15 protein-coding genes and 1 tRNA gene are annotated in these 17,088 nt (G+C 64.9%); 13 read left to right on the top strand and 3 right to left on the bottom strand.

The features are described from left to right. Positions 1-7 precede the first annotated feature (7 nt). From ACT6UX_RS10460 to ACT6UX_RS10440, 5 genes are all read left to right on the top strand, one after another. Complete coding sequence (locus ACT6UX_RS10460) at positions 8-520, top strand: gluconokinase (RefSeq protein ID WP_444775233.1); 513 nt, start codon at positions 8-10, stop codon at positions 518-520. A gap of 20 nt (positions 521-540) precedes the next feature. Continuing rightward, entirely contained in the window at positions 541-3,189 is a 2,649-nt protein-coding gene (locus tag ACT6UX_RS10455) for an MGH1-like glycoside hydrolase domain-containing protein (protein WP_444775090.1), read from the top strand. A gap of 21 nt (positions 3,190-3,210) precedes the next feature. Next, on the top strand, positions 3,211-4,701 hold the full coding sequence (locus tag ACT6UX_RS10450) for an alpha-amylase family glycosyl hydrolase (RefSeq protein ID WP_444775089.1): 1,491 nt from the start codon (positions 3,211-3,213) through the stop codon (positions 4,699-4,701). Further along, complete coding sequence (locus ACT6UX_RS10445; protein ID WP_444775088.1) at positions 4,698-5,489, top strand: ROK family protein; 792 nt, start codon at positions 4,698-4,700, stop codon at positions 5,487-5,489. Before ACT6UX_RS10450 ends, ACT6UX_RS10445 begins: the two co-directional genes overlap by 4 nt. A gap of 457 nt (positions 5,490-5,946) precedes the next feature. Further along, positions 5,947-6,312, top strand: a complete 366-nt coding sequence (locus tag ACT6UX_RS10440) for a hypothetical protein (RefSeq protein WP_444775087.1) — start codon at positions 5,947-5,949, stop codon at positions 6,310-6,312. Between the two features lie 271 nt (positions 6,313-6,583). Here the strand turns inward: ACT6UX_RS10440 and ACT6UX_RS10435 are convergent. Together ACT6UX_RS10435 and ACT6UX_RS10430 are read right to left on the bottom strand one after the other, a co-directional pair. Then, positions 6,584-6,659 (bottom strand) — tRNA-Ile (locus ACT6UX_RS10435). Between the two features lie 54 nt (positions 6,660-6,713). Continuing rightward, complete coding sequence (locus ACT6UX_RS10430) at positions 6,714-7,421, bottom strand: response regulator (protein WP_444775086.1); 708 nt, start codon at positions 7,419-7,421, stop codon at positions 6,714-6,716. Between the two features lie 16 nt (positions 7,422-7,437). Between ACT6UX_RS10430 and ACT6UX_RS10425 the strand changes: the two genes are divergently transcribed. From ACT6UX_RS10425 to ACT6UX_RS10415, 3 genes are read left to right on the top strand one after another with little or no spacing between them, the layout of a single operon-like run. Beyond that, positions 7,438-7,605 carry a hypothetical protein gene (locus ACT6UX_RS10425; protein WP_444775085.1) on the top strand — a complete coding sequence of 56 codons (168 nt, stop codon included), beginning with the start codon at positions 7,438-7,440 and terminating at the stop codon, positions 7,603-7,605. Beyond that, positions 7,586-9,712, top strand: coding sequence for an ATP-binding protein (locus ACT6UX_RS10420; RefSeq protein ID WP_444775084.1), 2,127 nt, complete (start codon positions 7,586-7,588; stop codon positions 9,710-9,712). The genes ACT6UX_RS10425 and ACT6UX_RS10420 overlap by 20 nt, the downstream gene beginning before the upstream one ends. Next, complete coding sequence (locus ACT6UX_RS10415; protein ID WP_444775083.1) at positions 9,709-10,065, top strand: Hpt domain-containing protein; 357 nt, start codon at positions 9,709-9,711, stop codon at positions 10,063-10,065. The genes ACT6UX_RS10420 and ACT6UX_RS10415 overlap by 4 nt, the downstream gene beginning before the upstream one ends. On the opposite strand, the gene ACT6UX_RS10410 is transcribed toward ACT6UX_RS10415, so the two are convergent. After that, positions 10,029-10,943: a PaaI family thioesterase gene (locus ACT6UX_RS10410; RefSeq protein ID WP_444775082.1), complete on the bottom strand. Its 915-nt coding sequence runs from the start codon at positions 10,941-10,943 to the stop codon at positions 10,029-10,031. The genes ACT6UX_RS10415 and ACT6UX_RS10410 overlap by 37 nt on opposite strands. Positions 10,944-11,021: 78 nt before the next feature. On the opposite strand from ACT6UX_RS10410, the gene ACT6UX_RS10405 reads away from it, so the two are divergent. The 5 genes from ACT6UX_RS10405 to ACT6UX_RS10385 all read left to right on the top strand — a co-directional run bounded on the left by ACT6UX_RS10405 (position 11,022) and on the right by ACT6UX_RS10385 (position 17,039). Next, positions 11,022-11,807, top strand: a complete 786-nt coding sequence (locus tag ACT6UX_RS10405; protein ID WP_444775081.1) for an enoyl-CoA hydratase — start codon at positions 11,022-11,024, stop codon at positions 11,805-11,807. Between the two features lie 8 nt (positions 11,808-11,815). Further along, the gene (locus ACT6UX_RS10400) at positions 11,816-12,796 is read left to right on the top strand and encodes a Bug family tripartite tricarboxylate transporter substrate binding protein (RefSeq protein ID WP_444775080.1); all 981 of its coding nucleotides are present in this window, start codon (positions 11,816-11,818) and stop codon (positions 12,794-12,796) included. A 2-nt stretch (positions 12,797-12,798) separates the two neighbouring features. Continuing rightward, positions 12,799-14,595 (top strand): acyclic terpene utilization AtuA family protein, encoded by a 1,797-nt coding sequence (locus ACT6UX_RS10395; RefSeq protein WP_444775079.1) that lies wholly within the window; start codon positions 12,799-12,801, stop codon positions 14,593-14,595. Between the two features lie 193 nt (positions 14,596-14,788). After that, a complete protein-coding gene (locus ACT6UX_RS10390) occupies positions 14,789-15,487 on the top strand; it encodes a CerR family C-terminal domain-containing protein (protein ID WP_444775078.1) in 699 nt (232 codons plus the stop codon). A 40-nt stretch (positions 15,488-15,527) separates the two neighbouring features. Beyond that, positions 15,528-17,039 carry an efflux transporter outer membrane subunit gene (locus ACT6UX_RS10385; protein ID WP_444775077.1) on the top strand — a complete coding sequence of 504 codons (1,512 nt, stop codon included), beginning with the start codon at positions 15,528-15,530 and terminating at the stop codon, positions 17,037-17,039. Positions 17,040-17,088: the final 49 nt, after the last annotated feature.

The raw sequence follows: 17,088 nt of genomic DNA, 5'->3' as shown, positions 1-17,088 counted from the left end.
CGTGATCATGGGCGTGTCGGGAGTCGGCAAGTCGACGATCGCACAGGAACTGGCGGGCCGGCTGGGCTGGCCTTTCGAGGAAGGGGACACGCTGCACCCTGAGGCGAACGTCGCCAAGATGCACGCTGGGCTCCCGCTGACCGACGCCGACCGCCAGCCTTGGCTCGAGCGCGTGGCCGCCTGGATCGACGGACGGCGCGCCAAGAAGCAGGCAGGCATCATCACGTGCTCCGCGCTCAAGCGCTCCTATCGCCGGATCATCGTCGGCGACCGGCCGGAAGTGCGACTGGTCTACCTGCGCGGCGGACGCGACCTCATCGCCCGGCGCCTGGCAGGGCGCACGGGCCATTTCATGCCTGTGGGCCTGCTGCAAAGCCAGATCGATACGCTCGAGGAGCCGCTTCCGGAGGAGGACGCCCTGGTGATCGACGTGGGAACCCCCGCCGCAGACGTGGCTCAGAAGATCATCCGGCTGCTCGGCGCTTCCGCAGCGACCGGTTCAGGCGCAATGCGAGCGTAGGCAGAAGAAGGGATCGGCGCATGCCGGCTACGACCAACGCCAAAGAGATTGCCCCCGAAGAGGAGCGGCTGAGAGAAGCGAACGAACGCCGGCAACCGTGGCGTAAGTGGGGACCCTATGTGAGCGAGCGTCAGTGGGGGACGGTGCGTGAGGACTACAGTGCCGAGGGTCACGCCTGGAGATATTTCCCTCATGATCACGCGCGCAGTCGTGCCTATCGCTGGGGCGAGGACGGGATTGGCGGCTTCTGCGACGCCAAGCAGCAGCTCTGCATGGCCGTCGCCCTGTGGAACGGCAAGGATCCGATCCTGAAGGAGCGCATGTTCGGCCTCAGCAACCGTGAGGGCAATCACGGCGAGGACGTCAAGGAGATCTATTACTATCTCGATGCGGTGCCGACCTACAGCTACGCGCGGATGCTCTACAAGTATCCGCAGGCCGCCTTTCCCTACGATCTTCTGCTGCAGGAGAACGCGCGACGGAACAGGCAGCAGCCTGAATTCGAGATCATCGAAACTGGCATCTTCGACGAGGACCGCTATTTCGATGTGGATATCGAATATGCGAAGGCGGGCGCTGAAGACATCCTGCTGCGATTGACCATCACCAATCGCGGACCCGACGCGGCGCCGATTCACGTGCTGCCCCAGGTCTGGTTCCGCAACAGCTGGAGCTGGTTCACCGATCGGCCCAAACCCGCTCTCGAGCGCGTCGACAACGACGTCGTGGTCAGACACGAGACGCTCGGCGCCTATGCGATCCACTTCGAGGGCGCGGACGAAATCAAGTTTTGCGATAACGAGAGCAATGACCCGAAGCTATTCGGGAGCGGCGAGACAGGACGATTATACAAGGACGGGTTTCACGAATATCTGGTAGGAGGCCGCAAGGACGCGGTCGGCTCGGATCGCGGCACCAAGGCGGCTGGCATCTACCGACGCACCGTGCCAGGCGGCGCCAATGTCACCATCCAGGTCAGGCTGAGCCTGGGTCCGCCCAAGCCCGCACCTTTCGCCCATTTCGACCGCATCTTCCGCCTGCGCAAGGCCGAGGCGGATGCCTATTACGCCGAACTGCAGAGAAAGGTGGTGGACGAAGACCTTCGTCGGATCCAACGCCAGGCTTTCGCGGGCGTGCTGTGGTCGAAACAGTTTTTCTACTACGATGTCACCGAGTGGCTGGATGGTGATCCGGCAGAGCCCAAACCTCCCGGGAGCCGGCACGAGGGACGCAACAGCGAGTGGGTCCATGCGACGATGCAGGACATCGTCTCGATGCCGGACAAATGGGAGTTCCCCTGGTTCGCGGCGTGGGATTGGGCTTTCCATCTGGTTACGCTCGCCTGTCTCGATCTGGAGGACGCCAAGCATCAGCTGATCCTGCTCGGCCAATCCTGGTACATGCATCCCAACGGCCAGTTGCCGGCGTACGAATGGAACTTCAGCGACGTCAATCCGCCGGTACAGGCTTGGGCGGCGCTGCGTCTCTACGAGATGGAGGAGAAGCGCACCGGCAAAGGTGACCGGCAATTCCTCAAGCGAGTCTTCACCAAACTACTGCTCAATTTCACCTGGTGGGTGAACCGCAAGGACCCGCGCGGCCTGAACGTTTTCGAAGGCGGCTTCCTCGGCATGGACAATATCGGCGTCTTCGACCGGTCGGCGGCGCTGCCGGTGGACGGCATGCAGGTGCAGTCGGACGGAACGTCGTGGATGGCGATGTACAGCCTCAACATGCTGCGCATCGCGATCGAGTTGGCGCAGGACGACGAGGCCTATCAGGACATCGCGACCAAGTTCTTCGAGCATTTCCTCATGATCGGCGGCGCGATGACCAATCTCGGCGGCAAGGGGTTGAGTCTATGGGACGACACCGACGGCTTTTTCTACGACTGGCTCGTCATGAGAAACGGGGAGGCCACGCCGCTGCGCGTTCGCTCATTGGTCGGCCTGATTCCCGGGTTTGCCGTCGAAACCATCGAGGCGCACCTGCTCCGGAACCTGCCGTCCTTTACGCGGCAGCGCGACTGGTATCTGCGCTACCGCCCAAAGCTCGCGGTCCTCGTGTCGCGCTGGAATGCGCCGGGCGCCGACGATACGCGCCTGCTCGCCATCGTCCGTGCGTTCCGCTCAAGCAAGGTTCTGGCACGCGTTCTCGACCCGAACGAATTCCTGTCGGATTACGGCATACGCTCCCTGTCGCGTTACCATCTCGATCATCCCTACGTCTTCGAGTCCGGCAACTACCGCTCCGAGGTGAAGTATGTCCCGGCCGAATCGGACAGTGATCTGTTCGGCGGAAACTCCAATTGGCGCGGGCCGATCTGGATGCCGATCAACTATCTGCTCATCGAAAGCATCAACAAGTTCGCCAAGTTCTACGGCGATGATTTCAAGGTGGAATGCCCGGTTGGCTCCGGCCAGCAGCTATCGTTGAAGGAGATCTCCGCCGAGCTGCGCAATCGCCTGATCGATATCTTCCGGCGCGACAAGAACGGACGGCGTCCGGTTTTCGGCGGCTACGAGAAGATGCAGACCGATCCGCATTTCAGGGACTACCTGCTGTTCCACGAATATTACGACGGCGACACCGGCCGCGGCCTGGGCGCCTCGCACCAGACCGGATGGAGCGCCTTGGTCGCCAACATCATCGCGGAACTGCATGAATAGGTCGAGCGAAGCGAGGAGCCCGTGAACTCCGCGCGCCATCCTTCGCTGTACGAGATCAACACCCGGGTCTGGCTTCGCCGCCTGTCGGAAGAAGCCGGCAAGCCGGTCACGCTCGTGGAGGTCGATGACGACGTCCTGGATGACCTTGCGCGCCGCGGCTTCGACTGGATCTGGCTGCTGAGCGTTTGGCAGACGGGCGCGGCGAGCCGGGCCGTGTCACGCGGCAACCCTCTATGGCAGGCCGAATTCCGGGCCGCGCTGCCCGATTTGACGGCGCAGGACATCTGCGGCTCGGGCTTCGCCATCAGCGCCTATGAGGTCGATGAGGCGGTGGGCGGGAAGGCAGCGCTCGCCACGTTCCGCGCCCGACTGGCGGCGCGCGGCTTGCGGCTCATGCTCGATTTTGTGCCCAACCACACGGCGCTCGATCATGCCTGGGTGAAGGCGTATCCCGATTTCTACGTCCAGGGCAACGAGCAGGCCCTGGCCGCGGCGCCGGAAAATTACTGCCGGGTCGAGACCGACCAGGGTCCGCGTATTCTGGCCTATGGGCGCGATCCGAATTTCGCCGGCTGGCCTGATACCTTACAGCTCGATTATGCAAATCCGGTGCTGCAGTCGGCACGGATGACGGAGCTGGCGGCGATTGCCGACCAATGCGACGGCCTGCGCTGCGACATGGCCATGCTCCTGCTGCCGGAAGTCTTCCATCGCACGTGGGACTCGACGCCGCCGCCGTTCTGGCCGAAGGCGATCGCGGCCGTGCGCGGCGACCATCACGGCTTCACCTTTCTAGCCGAGGCGTATTGGGACCTCGAATGGGATTTGCAGCAGCAGGGCTTCGACTATTGCTATGACAAGCGCCTGTACGATCGGCTTCGCCATGGCGATGCCGCCGCCATTCGCGCCCATCTGGGTGCCGGGCTCGACTATCAGAGTCGGCTGGCACGCTTTCTCGAGAATCACGACGAGCCGCGGGCGGCGTCGGTGTTTCCCTGGCCGCGCCATCAGGCGGCCGCCGTCGTCACAGCGCTCGCGCCCGGCCTGCGCTTCTTCCACCAGGGCCAGTTCGATGGCGCGCGCATGCGCGTGCCTGCCCATTTGTGCCGCGGTCCGGTCGAGGGGCGGGACGCCGGCATCGTCGCCTTCTACGAGAGGCTGCTGGCTGTGCTGAAGGGCGAAGGGTTTCGCGAAGGCGCCTGGTCATTGATCCCGCCGGATCCGGCATGGGACGGCAATCCAACGGGCGAGGACTTCGTTTCCTTTGCCTGGGACCACGGCGAGGGCGAGCGCCACATCGTCGTCGTCAACTACTCGGATCATCAGGCGCAATGCCGTCTCCGACTACCCTTCGACGGACTGGCCGGCCGAAACGTCCGGCTCGTCGACAGGATGGGAAGCGAGTCTTACGACCGGGATGGCACCGGCTTGGTCGAGCCAGGCCTCTTCATCGATTTGGGCGCGTGGCGCTACAACGTCTTCAGGGTGGAATTCGTGGAGCAGAGCAAATGAACGATCCCGCAAGTCACGCGGCGCACCCGCCGCAGACCCTGGCGATCGATATCGGCGGCACCGGGCTGAAGGCCTCAGTCCTCGATGACGTGGGAAAGATGGTGGAAAAGCACGTCCGGGTGCCGACTCCCTATCCTTGTACGCCGGACATCCTGGTGAAGGCGCTCGTCGCTTTGACGGCGCCTCTCACGTCCTATGACCGTATTTCCATCGGCTTTCCCGGTGTCGTGCGTGACGGTCGAATCATCACGGCGCCCCATTTCAAGGGAAAGGTGTGGCGCGACTTTCCGCTGGCGGAAGCGCTCGCGCACCGATTGGGCAAACCGGCCCGCCTGCTCAACGACGCCGAGGTCCAGGGCCTGGGGATCATCAAGGGACAGGGTCTCGAAGTCGTGCTGACCCTCGGGACCGGTCTCGGCAGTGCGATCTTCAGCAATGGAGCACTGACGCCTCACCTCGAACTCGCGCACCACCCGATCTCCAAGGCCGAGACCTACAACGAGTATGTCGGCAATGCCGCGCGTCAGGCATTGAGCAGCAGGAAGTGGAACAAGCGCGTGCTCAAGGTCATCGAGCAGGTCTACTCGCTCCTGCATTACGACAATCTGTACTTGGGGGGAGGAAACGCCGCTCGCGTCAGCATTCCCTTGGCGGACAACATTCACATCGCTTCTAACGATGCCGGCATCACCGGCGGTGTCCGTTTGTGGGACGAAGCCGTCTGGAGCGGCGTGCTTGGCCGTCGTGCACCGAGCCGAGGGCGCCAAGCTATTTATTTCACCACCTAACACCGTTCGCGGACTCAGCCTGCTCGCGTAACAGAGGTTCTGGAAAAGCGACCGGAGCCGACGACTAGACTAGGCGGAGAACTGGTCCGTAGAGCGAACCATCCGCAGGTCCTCGCGCAAACTCCGCAGTTGCCGGCGCTTGAAATGCATGTGGACGCATGGCTTCGCTAAAGGGGACGAGGCTTGAAACTACCATAGTGCCCCCGCTGCTGCTCGCTAAACCGGCCCGGCGAACTCCCGAGGGAGAAGGGTGCCCGCCGAGTCCTTCGAGAGCCGAAATTCTCGCTGGTCAGAGATATGCGTCTGGCCCAAACATGACACAAGTACTTGTCGAGGCGGATGAGTCCTACGCCAATTCTCGGCCATTTGTACCAAGTTCAGAAGATTTCGAACGGCGCGCTCATCGCCTTTAGCTAGCAATGACCGCATCGAGATCATCGCCACAAGTGACACTCTCGTGAACGCTGATGAGGCGCCAGAGCGCCGGACCATCGTGTTGCAAGCAAAGCTGGGTCATCGAAACCGGGCCCGGGTTCTCGACGACGGTTCAGGTGGGCCCAATCCGATGCTGATCAAGGCGCTCGGGCGGGCACACGAATGGCGGGGCCGGATGGAGCGCGGCGAGGCGATGTCGTATCGAGCCATCGCGAAAAAGGCCGGAGTTAATCCCAGCTACGTCCAGACGATCCTCCCTCTCGCTGTCCTTGCGCCAACCGTGACGCGCGAATTGTTAGATGGTCGCCGCAAGCTGCAGGGGCGGCTTATGGTCCGTATGCGCGAGGGTGTACCTGCCTCCTGGTCCCTGCAGGCCGATCGATTCTAAGCCGATCACCAAGCGGACACTTACCTAAAGTGACTGAGGGGCGAGATGTCAACACCTTGCGGCGCCCGATCGGCCACTGCGTCCGACGTTCATCATCGAATAGCGGTGACAGGCGAAAAGCACCTTGGAGACTTTATAGTCCGAATCGGCCTTCTCGCTTGAAACACTGCTCATAGAGACAGTCTCTGATGTTACTCTACGCCGAAGAAAGCCGTTAAATGGGGCGTTCTGAACTAACAGCCTGCCGCCGGTGTGAGTGCCAGCGAGCGGTTGGTAGGCCCGGCAGGATTCGAACCTGCGACATAACCGTTATGAGCGGCTCGTTCTAACCGCTGAACTACGGGCCCCCGCAACCGACGGGCTGCGCCCCGGCCGCGCCGGGGCCGGTTCTTATAGCCCGGCTATTCGGTGGGCGGCACGAACATATAGCCGACACCGCGTACGGTGCGGATCACCGTCGGCTTGTCCGCCGCCGGCTCGATTTTGCGCCGGATCCGCGTGATCCGGAGGTCGATCGACCGGTCGAACGGGTCGCGGGCGCGGTGGCTGGTCGTCTCCAGCAGCCAGTCGCGCGACAGCGGACGATTGGGATTCTCCGCGAAGACCTTCAGGACGTCGAACTCGCCCGACGTCAGCGGAACATCGATATTGTCGGCGTCAAGAAGCTGGCGGTTGGTCAGATCGAGCACGTGGCCGCCCATCCGCACACGCTCCAACCGCGGGGGTGTCGCCTTGGCGACCGACCGGCGCAGGACGCTCTTGCAGCGGGCCAGCAGCTCGCGGGGTTCATAGGGCTTGGCCACATAGTCATCGGCCCCGCTTTCGAGGCCCAGCACCTTGTCGACCGGATCGTTCGCCGCGGTCAGCATGATGATCCCGATGCGGGTGTTGCTCTCGCGCAGCCAGCGGGCCAGCGCGAAGCCGTCGTCAGGACCCGGGAGCTGGACGTCGAGCAGGACGAGATCCGGCATCGACCGGGATAGCTGGCGGCGCATCTGGGCGCCATTCTCTACGGCGGTGACCTTGAGCTCGTGATTGGACAGGTAGGCCTCGGCGGCCTTGCGCTGAAATGCGTCGTCCTCGACCAACAATACGGACGGAAGCTGCATGACCTTAACCTAATAAATGACGTTGAATGCCTTCAAATTAACACTATTTCTCAATGAATTATATCGTTTTCTTGATATTTTTGATACGATTGGCGATGCGGAAAATCCGCAAGCTGTAGCTGCCCGATGGAGCGGCGGCTCAAACCCTAGTTTCGGGATGGTTGATGTCGCTCGCCGCCGCTGACCCGGCTGCCCCTCAGGTCGACGAGACGGAGGCGGCGGTCAGACAGGACCGGTTCGTCAGGGCCGAACTCGTGCGGCGCCTGTTCCAAGGATCGGCCCCGTCCCGTTACTTTTCCTTCGTCCTGTGGCCGGTGATCGCCGCCATTTACTGGCGGCAGCTCGACCTGATCGAGCTGGCTGGACCGTTTGCGGCCTATCTCGTCGTCACGTTGGGGTTCGACCTGCTGCGGCACAGGTTCGCGCAGGCTCGTTCCGACGACGAGCAGACCCTGCGCTGGGGCTGGTGGTTTGCCGGCTTCACCTTCCTCGGCGGCGCGTGCTGGGGCTGGGCGGGGTATCTGCTGGCCTCTCGGGATTTCGAACTGCAGCGCATGCTGCTAGGGCTCGTGCTCCTGGCCACGGTCACGACGGCGGTCCCGATCCGCTCGGCCCATCCCCCGACTTTCTACGCCTTCGCCGTCGCCACGGCGGCGCCGCTCCTGCTGGTACTCGTCGCCTCGGGCAGTCCATTCTACCAGCTCGTGGGCATCGCAGGCGCCGCCTATGTCGGGCACCTCATGGCCTATGTGCGCGACGTGCACCGCTGGCAGTACGACAATATCGCCCTGGCCTACGAGAAGGAGGATTTGGCGCGCCGGCTGCAGGTTGCCTATGACGAGGCCCGGCTGGCGCGGGACGCCGCCCTGGCGGCCCAGCGCGACGCCGAGAAGGCCAACCAGGCCAAGTCGACCTTCCTCGCCACCATGAGCCACGAAATCCGCACGCCGATGAACGGCGTGTTGGGCATGATCGACGTCCTGGAGCGCACCGAACTCTCTGCCGACCAGCGCGACCAGCTGGGAACGGTGCGCTATTCGGCGGCGTCGCTGCTGAGGATCATCGACGACATCCTGGATTTCTCCAAGATCGAGGCCGGGCGTCTCGATCTCGAACGGGTCGAGCTCTCCACCGTCGAACTGATCGAAGGCGCGGCCGAGGCGCTGGCCGCCCGGGCTGCCGAGAAGGGGCTGATCCTGTCGGCTTATGTGGCGTCCGACGTGCCCGCTCGTGCCATCGGCGATCCGCTGCGTCTGCAGCAGATCCTGTTCAACCTGCTGGGCAACGCCATCAAGTTCACGGAGAAGGGCAGCGTCCGTCTTTTCCTCGAGGGAGAGGGCGGGGAGCGGCACGGCTCCCTCGTGCTCCGCATCAGGGTTGTCGACACGGGGATCGGTCTCACGGCCGCCCAGCGCGATCGCCTGTTCAACCCGTTCGTACAGGCCGACAGTTCGACGACCCGCCGCTTCGGCGGCACCGGGCTCGGCCTGTCCATCGTGCGGCGACTCGCGGAGGCGATGGACGGCCGCGTCGAGGTGCACAGCGCGCCCGGGGTCGGATCGACCTTCATCGTCACGGTGACGCTCCAGGCGGCGCCGCCGGCACAGGCCGCCGCCGGGCTTCCCCTCCAGGATCTTTCCCTGGTCCTCTCCCTGCCGGACCCTCAGGAGAGCGCCGCCATCGCGCGATATCTGCGCGACGCGGGCGCCGAGGTCGACGTCGTGGTTTCGTCCCAGACGGCAGTGACCATCGAAGGCTCGAACGACCAACTGTGCCTCACCGACTTGAAGCGCCCGTGGCGGCGCGACGTGCTGGTCAGGGCGATCGCGCAGGCTGCCGGGCGGACAGGCTATGTCGCTCCGGCAGCGGCCGCACCGGCAGCGGCCGTACGGCTGGGCGGCCGCGTCCTGGTGGTCGATGACAATTCGGTCAACCGCAAGATACTGGCCCGGCAGCTCGAACTGGCCGGGACATCGGCCGACATGGCGGCCGGCGGGGAGGAGGCGCTCGCGATGTGGCGCTCCCGTTCCTACGACCTGATGCTCGCCGACCTGCAGATGCCCGACATGGACGGCTTCGAACTGGCGCGGCGCATCCGCCAGGGCGAAGCGTCGACCGGGAGCGCACGCCTTCCGATCCTCGCTGTCACCGCCAGCACGCTGGAGTCGGAGGAAGAGCGCAGCCGGGCCGCCGGGATGGACGGTTTCATCACCAAGCCGATCGGCATCGAGCAGTTGAAGGCGACCCTCGAAGTCTGGCTGACGGATGCATGTCGGCAGAGCGCGTCATGAGCCCGGCCTATGATCGCGACCGGCTCATCGAGCTGTTCGGTGGCGATGCGGCCACGCTCGCGGAGATCGAGCACGAATTCCTCGACACGGCACGGAGTGCCCATCGGGAGATTCGCGAGACTGACGATCTGGAGACGATCGCACGGGCAGCGCATCGGGTGAAGGGCGCTTCGGGCATGATCGGTGCAGTGGCGCTCGGCGGCATCGCCGACGCCGTGGAGCGCGTGGCCCGGGCGCGGGACCTGCCGGGCGTGCGTCGCCTTGACGAAGCCTTCGAGCGGGAAGTGACGCGGGTCGCTGTTCAGGCCGGTGCCGATCAGGCGCGCGGCCGGAGCATTACCGTCGCGGAGTAGGAGAGCAGGGCCTTGCCGTTCTGTTCCAGCAGGCCGCGCAGGAAGGCGATCGACCGGCCGCGCTTGGGCACTTCCACCCGCGTGAACAGCGGCGCGGAGATGTCGCCCGCGGCCAGGAACTCGGCGGCGAAGGAGACGGTGGCCGGCGCGAGATCGGTCGTCATTGCCGCGGCGCGCGTGATGGCGGTGTCGGCGAAGCTCATCATGTAACCGCCGTGGAGCGCGCCGCCGGAGTTGCACATGCGCGCGAGCGTCGGCTGCACCAGCGAGGCGCCATCGGCTTCCTTGCGCACGAAGGCCGGGCCGATATGGGTGGAATAGGCGCTGGCCTTGAACGGCTCGAATCCCTCGGGAACGACCTGCGGCGGCAGGGCGATCCTCGACGGTGCCTGCTCGTCCTTACGCGCCATCGCCTTGGCGCGTGCGACGTGGCGGCACACGCCCGACCACAGGGCGATCGTGCGGCCTTCCTGGGTGATCGAGCCGCGCGCGAAGGCGAGGCGGCCCGTGACCTGCAGTGGCTCGCCGCGTGCTTCCAGCGGCGGCCCTATGACCGCGCCGTTCAGGAACTCGACGGCGATGCTCACCGTCATGGCGAAGGAGCCGTTGGTGCCGCCGTCGGCGGCGCGGCCGGCCACCAGGCAGAGCGCATAGTCGGCGAAGGTCAGGATGCCGCCGCCATGCACGCCGCCCCTGTAGTTGCCGTGGCGCGCGAGCGTCGGCAGCACGCAATGTACCGTGTTGGCCTGACGCGCATCGCCCTGGAGGTCGAAATAGAACGGCCCAACATGGTCCTCGAACGGATCCGGCGGCACGAACACCGTGTAGCGGGAGAGGTCGATGCCCCAGGAGGCGAGGTCGGGATGGGTGTCGGGCATTGGCTCTTGTGAAGCTGCGTTGGCGGGTTCTAATAGGGGAGAATCAGCCAATCACAAAGAGCCACGGAGCGAAACGTCATGGCGGAAGCCGCGCACAAGATCGAGGTCCGGCGCGACAAGCGCGATGCCGGCACGGTGGCCCATCTCGTGTTCGACAATGCGCGGCGTCTCAACGTCCTGAATCCGGCGGCCTTGCACGATCTCACCGCAACCTTCCACGCGCTCTCGGCGGAAGAGGATCTGCGCGTCGTTGTCTTCTCGGGCGCGGGAGGCCGGGCGTTCATCGGCGGTGCTGACATCAACCACATGGCCGGGATGCGCACCTCCGAGGACGGTCGCGCCTTCATCACCATGGTCCACAAGCTCTGCCTGTCGATCCGCGACTGTCCGGTCCCGGTGATCTGCCGCCTGGAGGGCTACACGCTGGGTGCCGGGCTCGAAGTGGCTGCGGCCTGCGACCTGCGCATCGCCACGGACAGCGCGCATTTCGGCATGCCCGAGGTGAAGGTCGGCATCCCCTCTGTTGTCGAGGCAGCGTTGCTGCCCCGTCTGATCGGCTGGGGCCGTACCTCGTGGATGCTGCTGACCGGCGAGAACATCGGTTCGGCCAAGGCCGAGGCCTGGGGCATGGTCGAAGAGGTCGTGGAGGCGGCGAAGATCGACGCGGCCATCGAGCGCTGCGTGCATTCGATCGTCGATGCCACGCCGCTCGCCGTGCGCGCGCAGAAGCGCCTGATGCGTCGCTGGGAGCGGTTGCCGCTCGACGAGGCCGTACAGGCCGGCATCGATTCCTTCGCGCAGTCGGTCGCGGAGGGCGAGCACATCGAGCGCATGGGTGCGTTCGTCAATCGCAAGAAGAAGTAAAGGCGCCAATGATCGACCGCCGTCAGTTCCTCGTGTCGTCCGCGGCCGTGGCCGCGTTGGGACAGACCGTGTCGACCGCCGCGCTGGCGCAGGCCGCGTGGCCGACCAGGCCGATCAGTATCGTGATCCTGTTCGCCGCCGGCAGCGGCACCGACACGATGGCGCGCATCTTCGCCGAGAAGCTTTCCGCGAAGGTCGGCCAGCCGGTGACGATCGATAACAAGCCGGGCGCCAACGGCACGATCGCCGGCGCCGCCGTGGCGCGTGCCGCGCCCGACGGGCACACGCTGATGTTCACCTCGAACACTTCCCACGCGGCGGCCGCGGCGCTGGTGAAGAACATGCCTTACGACCAGGTGAGGGATTTCGAGGCGATCGGGCTCGTCGGCCTGGTGCCATTCTGTGTCGTCGCCCATCCGGGCGCGCCCTTCGACACCATCCAGGAGCTGGTGGCCTACGCCAAGGCCAACCCGGGCAAGCTTTCCTACGGCACTGGCAACAGCACCGGCGTGGTGGCCGAGGAAACGCTCAAGCGCCTGCTTGGCTTCGACGCCGTGCAGGTGCCCTACAAGAGCGTGCCGCCGGCGCTGAACGACGTTCTGAGCGGCACGCTGCAATACATGGTCGCCGACATGGGCACCGTGCTGCCGCACATCAAATCGGGGCGGGTGAAGCCGATCGTGTCGATCTCCTCGGAGCGCTCGCCCAACCTGCCCAACCTCAAGACCCTGCGCGAGCAGGGCATCGAATTCGACCTCGACGGCTGGTACGCCATGTTCGCGCCGGCCAGGACACCGCGCCCGATCATCGACAGGGTGAACGCGATCATCCGGGAGGAATATTCCAAGCCCGAGATGCAGCAGCGCATGCGCGACTTCAACGTGATCCTGAAACTCGGCTCGCCGGAGGACCTGCTGGCCTTCCAGAAGGCCGAAATCGAGAAATGGACGAAGCTCGCGCGAGAGGCGGGGATCCAGCCGGAGGGTTGAGCATGTCAAAGACAGTCCGCATCGGCTGCCATTCGGGCTTCTGGGGCGACACCGAGACCGCCGCAGTCCAGCTCGTGCGGCACGGCAACGTCGACTATCTGGTGAGCGACTATCTTGCCGAGGTCACCATGTCGATCATGGCGGCGCAGAAGCTGCGCAACCCGCAGGCGGGTTATGCCGTCGACTTCGTGTCGGTCGTCATGGCGCCGCTGGCGCGCGAGATCGCCGAGAAGAAGATCAAGGTCGTGACCAATGCCGGCGGCGTCAATCCGCTGGCGTGCCGCGACGCCGTGCTCAAGGCGTGTGAGGCCGCCGGCGTGACGCTCAAGGTGGCGGTCGTCCTGGGCGACGACATCCTGCCGCGCGTCGAAGAATTCCGCGCCGCCGGCATCCGCGAGATGGATACGGGCGGCGAGTTGCCGTCGAAGATCACGAGCATGAACGCCTATCTCGGCGGCTTCCCGATCGCGCGGGCGCTGGCCGAGGGCGCCGACGTCGTCATCACCGGCCGCTGTGTGGATTCGGCCGTGACGCTGGGCGCCTTGATCCACGCCTTTTCCTGGACGCCGGAGGAGTTCGATCGTCTCGCCGCCGGCACGCTGTGCGGCCACATCATCGAATGCGGCGCCCAGTGCAACGGCGGCAACTTCACCGATTGGCGGCTGGTGCCGGATTACGACAATATGGGTTTTCCGATCGCCGAGGTGTCGAGCGACGGCAGTTTCGTGCTTTCCAAGCCCGACGATACCGGAGGTCTGATCACGACGGCGACGGTCGCCGAACAGATGCTCTACGAGATCGGCGATCCGCGCGCCTACATGGTGCCGGACGTCGTGTGCGACTTCACGCAGGCAACCTACGAGCAGGTTGCCGAGAACCGGGTGCGGGTGAGCGGCGCCCGGGGACGTCCGCCCACCGACACCTACAAGGTCTCGACGACCTGGCCCGACGGCTACAAGTTCACCTCGATCTTCATGATGGGCGGCCGCGAGGCGGTGGCCAAGGGCCGCCACAGCGCGGAGTCGATCATCAAGAAAACGCGCCGCCTGTTCGCGGAGAGGGGAATGGCTGACTATCGCGACGTCAGCATCGAGGTGATCGGCAGCGAGGCAACCTATGGCCCGCACGGCCGTGTGCCCGACGTGCGCGAGGTCGTGGTGAAGATCGCCGCAAAGCACGATCAGAAAGAGGCGCTGTCGCTTCTTGGCCGTGAGATCTCGCCGATGTCGACCGGCGGCGTGGTCGGCATGACCGGCAGCTTCGGCGCCGGGCGCGTCTCGCCGTCGCCGGTCATCCGCATGTTCTCCTGCCTGGTGCCGAAGTCGATGGTGCCGGTCACGGTCGACGTCGGCGGCCATCAGATCGCGATGCAGGAAGGCGCGCTGAGCGGCGGCTTCACCACAGCTCATCTTCCGGTCGAAGCGCCGGCCGCATCGCCGCTGCCGCCAGGCGGCACCACGACCGTGCCGCTGATCTCGCTTGCTTACGGTCGCTCCGGCGACAAGGGCGACAATGCCAATATCGGCATCTTTGCGCGCCAGCCGGAGTATGAACCCATCCTCGATGCCGAGGTGACGGAAGAGGCGGTCGCGAAGTATTTCGCCCATCGCATCGAGGGACCGGTCACGCGCTGGCGGCTGCCGGGCATCAAGGGGTTCAACTTTCTGCTGCGCAAGGCGCTGGGCGGCGGTGGCATGGCCTCGCTCAAGGCCGATCCTCTGGCCAAGGCCTTCGCCCAGATGCTGCTGGACATGCCGGTCCGCGTGCCGAAGTCGCTGGCGGAGACGCTCGCTCCTTAGCTTCGTCGCAGCATCGGGATAGCCGATGCGAGCGCGCTGCATCGTTCATCAGACAATCACCAGTAAGGCGAGCGTGGTGCTGCGCATCGAAAGCTAATGCGTGTAATTTGCATGAGTCGCGTAAGATATCTATCGATTGACATAGTATATCACCTGACAATAAAAGGATCGCGTTAGCGTTTCCCAGGTGACCATGATCGAGACACAAGCCGGGTCCCCGACCCGCGGGCGACCCGCCACCCAGGCCAGGGGCGAAGATACCCGTCGGCGCATTCTCGAAGCTGCGCTCGATCTGTTCGCCGCCCACGGCTATGAGGGCGCGAGTACCCGGCAGATCGCCGAGGGCGCGGGCGTGAACCTGCCGGCCATTCAGTACTATTTTGGCAACAAGGAAGGGCTTTACCGCGCGATCATCGAGGACATCATTGCCGACACGGAACGGCACATGTCCGGGGTGTTGCCGCGCGTCCGCATCGCGCTCGATGATCCGCGCACCACACCGCCCGAGTTCACCGAACTCCTCTGCCAGACGCTCGAAGCGTTCGTGACGGTGGTGACGAGCGGCCCGCAGGTCGAGAGCCGCCGGCTCATTTTCGCGCGAGCCGAGGTGGAGGAGACGCCGGGCCTCGACCGGATGCACGAAAACGGCATGCAGCAGGTGTTCAATCCCTGCCTCGCTCTCTTTGCCCGTATCCACGGAAAGTCGGAAGCCGATCCAGAGATGACGATGCGCACCATGGCGCTGATCGGGCAGGTCGTCATCTTCTGCAACAACCATAAGCGGCCGATCCTGAAGGCGGTCGGCCTCGAGGGCGAAAACGTCCAGTTGATGAAGCAGATCGTGCGCGAGCAGACGCTTGCCATCTGCCGCGCGGCAACGCCCGAAAAATAGAGTCGCGAGTAACAACATGCACAGGCGGTCGCCCTTTCTGATGGCCTTTACGGCCCTGCTCCTTGCCGGCTGCACCGCAGGTCCTGATTTCGTGAAGCCGGCCAAGCCGACATCGACCGGCTACACGCCCGAGCCGTTGGCCCTGCAGACGACTTCCGCGGCCAGTCCCGGCGGCGCGGCGCAGACGTTCGTGCCGGAGCAGGACATTCCCGGCGAATGGTGGGCACTGTTCCAGTCGCCGCAGCTCGACACCCTGGTTCGTGAATCGCTGAGGGCCAATCCCGACGTCGACGCCGCCCAAGCGGCGCTGCGACAGGCGCGGGAACTCTACTTCGCCCAGCAGGGCAGCCTGTTTCCGAGCCTGAGCGCCAACGGTTCGGGCCAGCAGCAGCTCGCCTCTCCGGCCTCACAGGGTCAGGTGGGCTCGGCCGCCATGTTCGGCGTCACCGCCGCCTCGCTCAACATCTCCTATTCCCCGGACGTGTTCGGTGGTGTGCGGCGCCAGGTCGAATCACGCGAGGCGGCGGCGGAGAACCAGCGCTTCCAGCTCGAGGCGACGTATCTCACGCTTTCCTCGAACGTCGTCGTCGCGGCGATCAACCTCGCCTCGCTGCAGGCCCAGATCAAGGCGACGCAGGACATCATCAACATCCTCAACAATTCGCTGACGGTGGTGCGCCGGCAGTTCGACCTGGGTGGCGCCTCGCGCGCCGACGTGCTGGCTCAGGAGGCGGCCCTCACGCAGACCCAGGCGACCTTGCCGCCGCTGCAGAAGCAGCTCGCCCAACAGCGCAATCAGCTGATGCGGCTGGTCGGTCGCTCGCCTGACCAGGATCGCGGCGAGAGCTTCGACCTCGCCAAGCTCAAGCTGCCGCAGGAACTGCCGCTCAGCCTGCCCTCGAGTCTGGTCGAGCAGCGGCCTGACGTGAAGGCCGCTGAAGCGCAGCTGCGCGGCGCCAGCGCCGATATCGGGGTCGCGGTCGCCAACCAGATGCCGCAGTTCACCATCACCGGCCTGCTGGGGTTCGCCTCGGGCGGGATCAGTTCGCTGATCGTGCCGGGCTCTGGCGTGTGGAGCGTCGGCCTCGGCATCGCGCAGACCGTGTTCGATGGCGGCAGGCTCGACCATCAGCGTCAGGCCGCGATCGCTGCCTACGAGCGCGCGGCCGCGCAATATCGCGGCGTCGTCCTGTCGGCCTTCCAGGATGTGGCCAACGCTCTGCGCGCCGTGCAGTACGATGCCGATACGCTGCGCGCCCAGGTCGCTGCCGAGCAGACTGCGGCGGCGAGCCTCAGGCTCTCCGAGCAGCAGTACCAGTTGGGCGCCGTGAACTATCTCATCCTGCTCAACGCTCAGCAGACCTATCAGACCGCCGTCATCAACCGGCTGCGGGCACAAGCCGCACGCTACTCCGATACGGCGGCGCTGTTCCAGGCGCTGGGCGGCGGCTGGTGGAACCGCACTGACGTCGATCCGAAATCGATGGGCAAGCCGACACGCTTTGCGCTGCCGCCCGTCCAGGACATCAAGCTTCCGCGCGCCGGTCACTGACCGACCGTCTCTCTTCAAGTTCAACTGACCCAGATCAGCTCAAGAGGCA

Origin of the sequence: Reyranella sp. (genome assembly GCF_052439685.1) — a bacterium.
In the GTDB taxonomy this organism is placed as follows: Bacteria; Pseudomonadota; Alphaproteobacteria; order Reyranellales; family Reyranellaceae; genus Reyranella.
Note: the sequence above shows the minus strand (reverse complement) of the source record. Positions and strands in the feature narration are given on the sequence as shown.